This window comes from Nitrospirillum bahiense (assembly GCF_007828025.1).
GTDB classification, from domain to species: Bacteria; Pseudomonadota; Alphaproteobacteria; order Azospirillales; family Azospirillaceae; genus Nitrospirillum; species Nitrospirillum amazonense.
On the sequence record NZ_VITO01000020.1, the window covers coordinates 38771 to 49912 of the forward strand.

8 protein-coding genes are annotated in these 11142 nt (G+C 67.1%); 5 read left to right on the forward strand and 3 right to left on the reverse strand.

The annotated features are described in order from the left end of the window. Positions 1 to 4 precede the first annotated feature (4 nt). Complete coding sequence (locus FBZ88_RS23440; RefSeq protein ID WP_145619516.1) at positions 5 to 1627, reverse strand: ABC-F family ATP-binding cassette domain-containing protein; 1623 nt, start codon at positions 1625 to 1627, stop codon at positions 5 to 7. A 250-nt stretch (positions 1628 to 1877) separates the two neighbouring features. Here FBZ88_RS23440 and FBZ88_RS23445 point away from each other — a divergent pair, with 250 nt between their 5' ends. The 5 genes from FBZ88_RS23445 (at position 1878) to FBZ88_RS23465 (ending at position 10126) form a co-directional block, all read left to right on the forward strand. Continuing rightward, positions 1878 to 2417, forward strand: coding sequence for an RNA polymerase sigma factor (locus tag FBZ88_RS23445; RefSeq protein WP_186464573.1), 540 nt, complete (start codon positions 1878 to 1880; stop codon positions 2415 to 2417). After that, positions 2414 to 3388, forward strand: a complete 975-nt coding sequence (locus FBZ88_RS23450) for a FecR family protein (protein ID WP_145619518.1) — start codon at positions 2414 to 2416, stop codon at positions 3386 to 3388. The genes FBZ88_RS23445 and FBZ88_RS23450 overlap by 4 nt, the downstream gene beginning before the upstream one ends. 208 nt (positions 3389 to 3596) lie before the next feature. After that, on the forward strand, positions 3597 to 6407 hold the full coding sequence (locus FBZ88_RS23455; RefSeq protein ID WP_145619519.1) for a TonB-dependent receptor: 2811 nt from the start codon (positions 3597 to 3599) through the stop codon (positions 6405 to 6407). Between the two features lie 82 nt (positions 6408 to 6489). Then, the gene (locus FBZ88_RS23460) at positions 6490 to 7995 is read left to right on the forward strand and encodes a tryptophan halogenase family protein (RefSeq protein ID WP_145619520.1); all 1506 of its coding nucleotides are present in this window, start codon (positions 6490 to 6492) and stop codon (positions 7993 to 7995) included. 82 nt (positions 7996 to 8077) lie between these two features. Continuing rightward, entirely contained in the window at positions 8078 to 10126 is a 2049-nt protein-coding gene (locus FBZ88_RS23465; RefSeq protein ID WP_145619521.1) for a hypothetical protein, read from the forward strand. A gap of 150 nt (positions 10127 to 10276) precedes the next feature. Here FBZ88_RS23465 and FBZ88_RS23470 read toward each other — a convergent pair whose 3' ends face one another. Together FBZ88_RS23470 and FBZ88_RS23475 are read right to left on the reverse strand one after the other, a co-directional pair. Continuing rightward, positions 10277 to 10705, reverse strand: coding sequence for a DUF2442 domain-containing protein (locus FBZ88_RS23470; protein WP_145619522.1), 429 nt, complete (start codon positions 10703 to 10705; stop codon positions 10277 to 10279). Beyond that, positions 10698 to 10928, reverse strand: a complete 231-nt coding sequence (locus tag FBZ88_RS23475) for a DUF4160 domain-containing protein (protein WP_088874605.1) — start codon at positions 10926 to 10928, stop codon at positions 10698 to 10700. The genes FBZ88_RS23470 and FBZ88_RS23475 overlap by 8 nt, the downstream gene beginning before the upstream one ends. Positions 10929 to 11142 lie beyond the last annotated feature (214 nt).

Below are 11142 nucleotides of genomic sequence, written 5' to 3' on the forward strand. Positions count from 1 at the left end.
GGGATCAGCTGTGCAGGCCGGGTGCCTCCTGTCCGGTGCTGGCCACATATTCGGTGTAGCCGCCGCCGTACTGGTGGATGCCTTCCGGCGTCAGTTCCAGCACGCGGTTGGACAGCGTGGCCAGGAAGTGGCGATCGTGCGACACGAACAGCATGGTGCCCTCGTACGCCGCCAGGGCGGTGATCAGCATCTGCTTGGTGTCGAGGTCCAGGTGGTTGGTCGGCTCGTCCAGCACCAGGAAGTTGGGCGGGTTGTACAGCATCATGGCCATCACCAGCCGGGCCTTCTCCCCGCCCGACAGGACGCGGCAGCGCTTTTCCACGTCGTCGCCGGAGAAGCCGAAGCAGCCGGCCAGCGCCCGCAGCGAGCCCTGGCCCGCCTGGGGGAACTTGGCCTCCAGGGCCTCGAACACCGTCTGCTCGCCATCCAGCAGCTCCATGGCGTGCTGGGAGAAATAGCCCATCTTGACGCTGCCGCCGACCGTGACGGTTCCTGAGTCCGGCTGGTCCGCGCCGGCGATCAGCTTCAGCAGGGTGGACTTGCCTGCGCCGTTGACGCCCATGACGCACCAGCGCTCCTTGCGGCGGATGGTGAGATCAAAGCCCTTGTAGATGGTGCGGCTGCCATAACCCTTGTGCACGTTCTTCAGCACCGCCACGTCATCGCCCGAGCGCGGCGCCGGCGGAAATTCGAACGTCACGATCTGGCGGCGCTTGGGCGGCTCGATCCGCTCGATCTTGTCCAGCTTCTTGACCCGGCTTTGCACCTGGCTGGCGTGCGAGGCGCGGGCCTTGAAGCGCTCGATGAACTTCAGCTCCTTGGCCAGCATGGCCTGCTGGCGCTCGAACTGCGCCTGCTGCTGCCGCTCGTTCAGTGCCCGCTGCTGCTCATAGAACACATAATCGCCGGAGTAGCTGGTCAGCGACCCGCCGTCGATCTCGATGATCTTGGTGACGATGCGGTTCATGAACTCCCGGTCGTGGGAGGTCATCAGCAGGGCGCCGTCGTAGCCCTTCAGGAAGCCTTCCAGCCAGATGAGGCTTTCCAGATCCAGGTGGTTGCTGGGTTCGTCCAGCAGCATGGCGTCGGGCTTCATCAGCAGGATGCGGGCCAGGGCCACGCGCATCTTCCAGCCGCCGGACAGCATGCCGACGTCCTTGTCCATCATCTCCTGGCTGAAGCTGAGGCCGGCCAGCACCTCGCGCGCCCGTCCCTCCAGCTCATAGCCGCCCAGCTCGTCGAAGCGCGCCTGCACCTCGCCATAGCGCTCGATGATCTCGTCCATGCGGTCGGCCTGGTCGGGGTCGGCCATGGCGGTCTCCAGGACGGCCATCTCCTTGGCCACCTCGCTGACCGGGCCGGCGCCATCCATGACCTCTGCCACCGCGCTGCGGCCGGACATCTCGCCCACGTCCTGGTTGAAGTAGCCTATGGTGATCTGCTTCTCCACCGACACCTGGCCGGTGTCCGGCAGTTCCTCACCGGTGATCATGCGGAACAGGGTGGTCTTGCCGGCGCCGTTGGGGCCGACCAGCCCCACCTTCTCACCCCGGTTCAAGGCCGCGGACGTCTCCATGAACAGGATGCGGTGGCCGTTGTGCTTGCTGATGTTTTCGAGGCGGATCATGGGGACCAGGTTCCAAAGGCGGGATTGGCCCCCTTATGCCACAGGATGCGCGACGCGATAGTGCCCGGATCGGCATACCCGTCCAGCGATGGGCCGGCACCCCGCACATCCTGGCTCCGAAAATTTTCCCATTGCCCATAACGGATTTTTGACGCCCGTTCGTCATCCAGGGAAAGGGCGCCTGAGTGCGCACGGAAAACCGAGGGAGGAAGGACGTCCGGTGAACAGAAGTGCGGTGGATCTATGGTTTGTGGAGGAAGTCCTCCCCTTGGAGGCGGCGCTGACGGGCTATCTGCGCCGCAAGTGGCGAGAGGCGTCCGAGATCCCCGATCTTCGGCAGGAGATCTACACCCGCGTCTACGAGGCGGCGACCGTGGCCATCCCTGAAATGACCAAACCCTTCCTGTTCATGACCGCCCGGAACCTGCTGATCGACCGCGCGCGCCGCGCGCAGGTGGTCTCCATCGAGACCGTCATCGATCTTGAGGACCTGGACGTGGCCGACACTGTGCCCGACCCGGAACAAAACGCCGGGGGCCGCGAGATCCTTCGGTTGCTGCAGGCTGCCATCAACCGCCTGCCGCCGCGCTGCCGCGAGGTGACCCTGCTGCGCAAGGTGCACGGCCTGCCCCAGCGTGACGTGGCCCGCCGCATGGGTATCAGCGAAAGCACGGTGGAGCAGCAGGTGGCCAAGGGCGTGCGCCTGATCGCCGACGCCATGGTCGACATCGTCCCCGAACCCGTGACCGGCCGCTTCGGCCGGCGCCCGCGCAAGGTGGGACAGCCATGATGGAGCATGATCCCATCGAGGAACAGGCGGCGCGCTGGCTGGCCCGTCAGGATGCCGGCCCGCTGGATGCGTCAGCCAAGGCAGGGTTCGACGCCTGGATCGCCACCTCCACCCGCCACCGCGTGACCTACCTGCGGCTGGAGGCGGCGTGGCAGCGGGCCGACCAGCTGCGCGCTACCCGCCAGGCCCCCGTCCTGCCCCCACCGCGCGCCGCCGTGGCGCGCGCGCCGTGGCGCCGCTGGGCGCCCATGGTGGCCGCCGCCGCGGCGGTGGCCCTGCTGGTCATCGTTCCCGCCTTGGATGACTGGGACTGGCCCTTCGCCGCCGGGCAGAAGTTCAGCACCGGCGTCGGCGACCGCTATACCGCCCACCTGCAGGACGGATCGCAGATCGAGCTGAACACCAACACGCGCCTGCGCGCGTCCGTCGACCAGACGACGCGTGAAGTGCGGCTGGACAAGGGCGAGGCCTTCTTCGAGGTGGTGCACGATGACAAGCACCCCTTCGTCGTCATCAGCGGCGACCTGCGCATCGTCGATGTCGGCACCAAATTCTCCGTCCGCCGCGACGGCGACAGGCTGGAGGTGGTGGTGGCCGAGGGCGCCGTCCTGGTGGAGGACATGGCCCATCCCAACGACGTGGCCCCCACGCTGGTGACGCAGTTGAGCGCGGCGGTGGCGCAGCCCAAGGCCATCCGAAAAAGCCCGCGCAGCGAGGAACAGGTGCGGGACTCCCTGGGTTGGCGCCATGGGACGCTGGTTTTCACCGACCGTCCCTTGCGGGAGGTGGCGGCGGAGTTCAACCGCTATAACCGCAAGCAGCTGGTGGTGCCGGCCGACGGGCCCATGGGCGATATCCGCATCGGCGGCAGTTTCGAGGCCACCAATGTCGACGCTTTCGCCCGCCTGCTGCACAGCGGTTTCGGCCTGAAGGTAATCGACGACGGCAGGGAAATAAGAATTTCAAATTGAGAATAGGGGATCCGGCACGGTCCTTCGTCATAGCCAAATACAACAATCCAGAAATGAGGGAGAAATCGTGCCAAACCCGAATATCCGTCACGCCCTTTCCGCCGCCCTTCTGACGACGGTCTGCTGGCCAGCCCTAACGCAAGCCGCTGAATCCATGGCGGCGCCGCAACCTGCGCGCGCGATCACTTTGGCGTCTGCCGCCGAAACGATGATCGACATCCCGGCTGGCGATCTGCGCACCGCGCTGGAAAGCTATATTCGCCAGACCGGCTCGCAGCTGATCTATAAGGCCGACGAGGTCGCCGGCATCAGCACCAAGGGCGCCCAGGGCCGCCTGTCCGCCCAGCAGGCGCTGGACAACATCCTGGCCAATACGGGCCTGACCGTGCACCGCGACCCCTCGGGCGCCGCCGTCGTCAGCCGCAAGTCAGACCGCGCCGCCACCGCGACCCCGGCCCTGCGCAATGCCGCCGCCCAGGGCGCCGCGGCGGAAGGCGCCGCCGCGCAGCCCCAGGTCGCCCAGGCCACCCCCGCCACGACCGGCACCGACGACACCGTGCAGATGGGCGGCGCGCCGGACCTGCAAGAAATCATCGTCACCGGCTTGCGCTCCAAGCGCAACCTGCTGAACGCCTCCGTCGCCATCACTGCGGTGAACGAGGCCGACTTGGCCCAAAAGGCGCCGCGCAGCACCGTCGACGTGTTGGAAATGATCCCCGGCATCTTCGTTGAGGGCACGGCCGGCCCCGTATCCAACAACTACTCGGTGCGCGGCCTGCCCGGCGGCACCCAGCAGTTCGTCCGCCTGATCGAGGACGGCATGCCCGCCATCTATGGCGGCCTGAACGATGACGAGGTGTTTCAGAACGACATCTCGATCGACCGGGTCGAGGCGCTGCAGGGCGGCAGCTCGGGCATCCTGACGCCCAACGCCGCCGGCGCCTCCATCAACTTCATCTCGCGCAAGCTGAACTTCGACGAGGCCGGCGGCATCGCCCGCATCACCGGCACCACCTATGGCGACCGGCGCGGCGACCTGTGGTTCTCGTCCCCCATCCCGGACCTGAAGGACACGGCCTTCGCCATCTCGGGCTATTACGACAGCACGCCGGGCGTGCGCAGCTCCCCCTTCCGGTATGAGACCTACCATGTGAAGGGCCAGCTGGAGCACAAGTTCGAGGACGGCTGGATCCGCTTCACCGTCAAGGACTGGGACGAGCACGACCCCTACTACGCCGACCAGCCCTATGCCTATAACAACGGCACCATTTCCAGCGTGCCGGGCCTGGACACGCAGTTCGGCAACATCATCGGCAAGGGCTTCGCCAACGTCAGCGTGCCGGACTCCTGCTACGCCAACGGCCAGTGCTTCCGCAATTTCAGCATGCAGGACGGCATCCACGCCACCGGCCACCAGTTCCGCGTGGATGGGGAGCGTGAGTTCGACCACGGCATCTCCCTCTTCGCCCGTGGCCGCTATACTGAGACGGATTGGGACTTCAACGGCGTGTTCGCCGGCAGCGGCACCGGCAACGGCGGCCTGGCGTCGGCCCTCACCTACCTGACGCCCACCAGCGCCTCGCCCATCTACGACCTGCTGCAGTCCGGCCTGGCCGCTTTCCCGGGCACCACGCAGTTCGGCATCCGCAACCTGACCAACGGCCAGGTCACCGCGGCATCCAATGCCGCGGCCCTGAACGCGCTCAACGGTAACGGCCTGTTGCAGCAGACCGTGCTGAACCGCCAGCTGGTGAAGCTGCGCGACTGGGGCAGCGATTTCGGCGCCAAATGGGACACCTCGGGCGATGGCTGGACCAACAGCCTGACCGTGGGCGGCATGATCTACGCCACCGACATCGCCAACGACCAGTCGGGCGTCTCTACCGTCATCAACGACGTGAAAAACCAGTCCAACATCTATGACATCGTGGCCATGAACAGCGCCGGCAACGTGCTGGGCACGCTGGGCAACAACGGCCTGATCTCCTACGGCAACTGGGGTGCGGGCATCAGCGCCACCCACCAGACGTCGAAGTCGGTCTATGTGAACGACGAATTCGCATGGAACCAGGACCTGCACTTCGACTTCGGCGTGCGCTATGAGCGCGAGGACACCGTCGGCGTGGCGGGCAACAGCTCGCCCCAGCCCATCCCGGCGGGTGTGGGCGGCATCGTCCAGGTAAACCCGAACGCCTTCAACGGCACCTACAACTACACCTCGGGCCATGAGTCGCCGGTGCACGTCACAGCCGGCGTCAACTACACCATCGCCCAGAACCTGTCGGTTTACGCCCGCTACGCCCACGCCTATCAGACCCAGGGCACCAACCCGCAGGCGGCCGCCCTGAGCCTGTACGAAGGCGGCGTCACCTATTCCGACTATGGCCTGACCGGCACTGTCCGCGGCTTCCGCACCGAGTTCAAGAACCAGACTTGGGGCGGCGGCGTCAATCCGGCCGATCCCAATCTGAACCAGGGCTTCTTCGCCGATTCCGAAACCAACGGCGTCGACGTCGACCTGTACTATCGCCCACAGTACGAGCCGCTGAGCGCCTTCGGCGTGCACGCCCAGGCCACCTACCAGGACCCGACGTTCAGCAACGTCAAGGTCGGCTTCATCGACGTCAACGGCACCAACATCGCCCCGCAGGTGGCTGCCTTCTACAATGGCAAGATCCCGGGTCGCACGCCGAAAATCCTGTACGCCGTCACGCCGGAGTACAACCTGCCCAACAACAAGGGCCAGATTTACCTGCGCTACAAGTATGTCGGCCGCATCTTCGCCGACAACGGCAACCAGGTGGAGCTGCCGGGCTACGGCGTCGTGACCATCGGCGCCATCTACAACATCACGCCGGCCATGACGTTGAACGTCAGCGTCGACAACGTGACGGATGAGCTGGGCCTGACCGAGGGCAACCCCCGCCAGGGCTTCACCCAGCAGGTCGTGAACGGCTACTTCTATGGCCGTGGCATCGTCGGCCCGAACGCCATGGTGTCCCTGACCGCGAAGTTCTGATCCGGCTTCCTCTTCCTCCCCTGAGGGCGGCGGATCAGTCTCGGGGCCCGCCGCCCGTTTTTTTTCGAAGGAGAGCGAAACCGTGTCAGATCGCCGGATCCGGAAGGTCGTCATCCTGGGGGGCGGCACCGCCGGATGGATGACGGCCGCCGCCTTGGCCAAGGTCAATACCCCGCCGCAGTTCGAGGTGACGCTGATCGAGTCCGATGAGATCGGCATCATCGGCGTGGGGGAGGCCACCATCCCCACCATCCACTGGTTCAACCGCCTGGTCGAACTGGATGAGGCGCAATTCCTGCGCGAGACCAAGGCCACCTTCAAACTGGGCATAGAGTTCGCCGGGTGGAACGGGGGCAACAGCCGCTATTTCCACCCCTTCGGCCGCTATGGCGGGCCGGCCGACGCCCAGATGTTCTTCCACCGCTGGATCCGCGCCACCCTGGGCGGTTTCCCGCACGGCCACCAGGATTATTCCCTCGCCACGCTGGCGGCCATGGCGAACAAGTTCGGCCCGCCCGCCCCCGACCCCAATTCCCTTTTCTCCACCCTGGGCTACGCCTACCATTTCGACGCCGGCCTCTACGCCGCCCATCTGCGCCGCCGGTCCGAGGTGCTGGGGGTGAAGCGGATCGAAGGCAAGGTGGAGCGGATAGAGCAGGATCCGGAGACCGGCTTCGTCACCCGCCTGACCACCCACCGGGGCGAGGTGGTGGAAGGCGACCTGTTCATCGACTGCTCGGGCCTCCGCGCCCTGCTGATCGAGGGCGTGATGAACAGCGGATTCGAGGACTGGTCGCACTGGCTGCCCTGCGATCGCGCCCTGGCCGTGCCGTGCGAGCGTGTCCCCGACCCCGTCCCCTATACCCGCGCCACCGCCCACGCCTTCGGCTGGCAATGGCGCATCCCACTGCAGCACCGCACCGGCAACGGCATCGTCTACAGCAGCCGGTTCGCCGGCGATGATGAGGCGGCATCCACCCTGATGGCCAACCTGGACGGCAAGGCGTTGGCTGACCCGCGCCTGATTCGCTTCCAAACTGGGCGGCGGCGGCGGTCCTGGGTCAAGAATGTCGTCGCCATTGGCCTGTCCAGCGGCTTCCTTGAGCCTCTGGAATCCACCTCCATCCACCTGATCCAGAGCGGCATCGCCAAGCTCCTGTCCCTGTTCCCCACCCGCGACTGTCCGGAGGAGACGGCCGGCCAGTTCAACCAGGTCTACGGTGCCGACGTCGAATCCGTGCGCGACTTCCTGGTGCTGCACTACAGCCGCACCCAGGGACGGGATGAGCCCCTGTGGCGCCACTGCCAGGCCATGGCCGTGCCTGAGGGGTTGTCGCTGAAGGAACGCCACTTCACCCGCACCGGGCGCATCGTGCTCTCGACCGATGAACTGTTCCGCGAAGCCAGCTGGTTCGCCGTGATGATGGGCCAGGGACTGCGGGCCACCGACTACAACCCGCTGCTGGACACCATGCCGGCGGACGAGAACCTGGCTTATCTGCTGCGCCTGCGCGAACAGATGGCCAAGGCCGCCGCCACCCTGCCCAGCCACGAAGAATATCTCCGCCGCGTGATGGGACCTGCCTGATCTTTCCGTTTTTCCACCCCGCCACCGCCCCCAGTCCCGGGGCGGCGCCCCCTGGTTCATGACCGCCTCATAGGACCCACCCATGCCGCGCCTTCCGCACCTGCTCTCCAGCTCCATCCTGGCCCTGACGCTGGCCTGGGCGCCGGCATGCTTCGCCGATAGCGCCGCTAAGCCTGCCCTGTCCTACAGCCTGACGGAGGGGCGGAACCTCAACGCCTTCGTGCGTGAGGGCGAGGTGGCGGCCCACCTGCTGCTGCGCTCCGGCAAGGACGCGCGCATCCTGGTGGCCTTTCCCGCCGGCAATAGCAGCGTGGGCCTGTGGCTGGACACGGCCGACACCGCCAGTTGGACCCTGACCGGCACACCCCAGCCGGTGACCACCACCGACGCCCAGGGCCGCCCCTTGCGCGGGGTGGTGTTCGAGGCCGCGTTGAAGGCCGACAGCGCCGTGCCCCGCCAGGGCGTGCTGTCCAGCACCCGGGTGCTGCGCGACTACGAGGCCCTGCATACCGTGCCCTCCCAGGTTCAGGTTCAGCCCGTCCGCACCCCGGATACGCTGGACTGGGCGCGCGACCGCCTGGACGGCCAGGCCGGCTACCGCCTGACGGTGACGGTGACCCACGGCCAACTGACGGACGGTGGGCTCAAGGCCGGTGCCGATGGCACCATCGGCCTGCGCGTCACGGCGCTGACCGGCGAGGCGCCGCTGACCCCGCTGGCCGGCGACCATCTGCTGAACAGCAGCGCCGCCCCCCAGCCGGCCAGCCGTGACGCCCTGACCTTCCTCAGCTACCAGGAAAAGCTGTTGGCCGGGTCGTGGCGGTTCAACACCTATTTCGGCCGCGACACCTTGATGTCGGTCATGCTGATGATGCCAGCCTTGCAGCCGGAGGCGGTGACGGCCGGCCTGCGCTCCGTCCTCGCCCGCCTGTCGCCCGACGGCCAAGTCGCGCATGAGGAGGATATCGGCGAGTTCGCGATCCTGGACCATCTGAAGGCCGACGGCACGACATCCGACGCGCCGGTCTATGACTACAAGATGGTGGACAGCGACTTCCTGCTGGCGCCGGTGGCGCGGGCCTGGCTGTTGGACGACGCGCGTGGCCGGGCGGCGGCCGCCGAATTCCTGGCCGCGCCCGATGGCCGGCAGGGGACAAGCGAGGCGGCGGGTGCGGCCCTGGTCCGCAATCTGCGCCGGGTGGTGGCCCAGGCCAAACCTTTCGCCGCAACCCCTGGCACCGGCAGCCTCGTGCGGCTGAAGCCGGGGCAGCAGGTGGGTGAGTGGCGGGACAGCAACACCGGGCTGGGCGGCGGCGTCTACCCCTATGACGTCAACGCCATCCTGGTGCCGGCGGCCCTGGAAGCGGCGGACGCCCTGCTGAAAGCCAAGCTGCTGGACCCCTGGCTGGACGCGGCGGCCCGTGCCGACCTGGCCAAGGCGGCGGACCTCGCCAAGGTGTGGCGGGCCAAGGCCCCGGCCCTGTTCGACGTGACGGTGGCGCCGGCGCAGGCGCACCAAGCCGTCGCCGCCTATGCCGCCAAGGCGGGCGTGCCGGCCGACGCGGCGCTGGCGGCCCTGCCCAAGGGCCCGGTGCGCTTCCACGCCCTGTCACTGAACGCCGACGGCACCCCCGTCACCGTCCTGCATTCGGATGAAGGGTTCGAGATGCTGTTCGGCCACCCCAGCCCCGCGGCGCTGAACGCCGCGGTGGAGGCCGCGGACCGCCCCTTCCCCGCCGGCCTGATGACCGGCATCGGCATGCTGGTCGCCAACCCGGCCTACGCGCCGGCGGCGACGCAGGAGCTGTTCCCGCGCACCGCCTATCATGGCACCGTCGTGTGGTCCTGGCAGCAGGCGCTGACCGCCGCCGGCCTGGCACGGCAGCTGACGCGCACCGACCTGCCGGCCACGACCCGGACCAGGCTGACCCGGATGCAGGCCACCCTGTGGCGGGACATCGAGGCTGCCAAGGGCGTGCAGAATTCCGAACTGTGGTCCTGGGACTTTCGCGACGGCCACTACGTCGTCGCCCCCTATGGCGCCGCCGGCAACGACGCCGACGAGTCCAACGCCGCCCAGCTGTGGAGCACGGTGTTTCTGGCCGTGCAGCCGCCGGGAGCGGGGCGCTGAGCCAGAACCAAACCCTATCCACTCAGTGGGAGCGGGGGTGGCGGCCAGGATGACGTATCAGTCCATCCGTCTGTAATGATCCGCCCCTGACCGACAGGTGGAATACCGCCATGCTGGCGGCGCGATAGGTAGAGCATCCGCATCCCAGATCTAAGCGCTGACCTTCTTCGGCCGGCCGCCACGCTTGCCATTCTCACGCGCGGCCGAGGCCTTGGCACCGCCCCGCGCCCGCCCGCCTTTGGCGCCCAGCATGGCTGCTGGCGAATGTTCCGCCATCCATCGCTTGGACCCCAGGATGCCCTCCAGCAGGGCGGGAACATAGAGGTCGGCGTCCAGGCGGGGGAAGTGCAGCCCCAGGCCGAACGCCTCCACCTCGATCTCTGCCAGGTCTGCCGCCGCAGCACCCGCCAAGCCCTCCACGACGTCAGGGGGGAAGCCCACCTCGATGCCGGTGGTCAGCAGCACGATCACCCGATTGCGGCCGGCATCATAATGAGCGCTCTCCGCTCGAGGGCCGCGCAAGCGTTCTTCACCCCGGGCCTGGGCCTCCTCGAAGGCGGCGGCGGTCAGTTCAGCCATGGATACGCCTCCATTCCGTTAGCAGGGTCTCTTGGTGTTCGGCGATCACCTGCAGGATCCGACGCGCCTCACGCTCGGTGCAGCCAATGGCCTCGCGCAGTTCCATCCCCACCAGGTTGATCACCACCGCCAGCCCCGGCCCCAGGACGTGGACATGCGCCGGCGGATGGTCGTTGGGATAGATAACGACGCGCAGGCCATCGATGCGCAGGATCGTGGGCATGACCTACCTTATCAAAAACCTAAGCGCTTGGGAATGGTACGCTGTCAGTTAGCCCCTCGATCAAGCTTCTCGGCAATTGCCAGACATGTCGAGGTCAAAAGGGGACGGCTCCGCGCCGAATAACGAAACCAAAATTACTAAAGTTCCGTGACAGCCCGGAATCTGGCCGCGTGCCGCGTCTTGGCTTCCGAGGGCGCCCGTCGTGGGCGTCCAT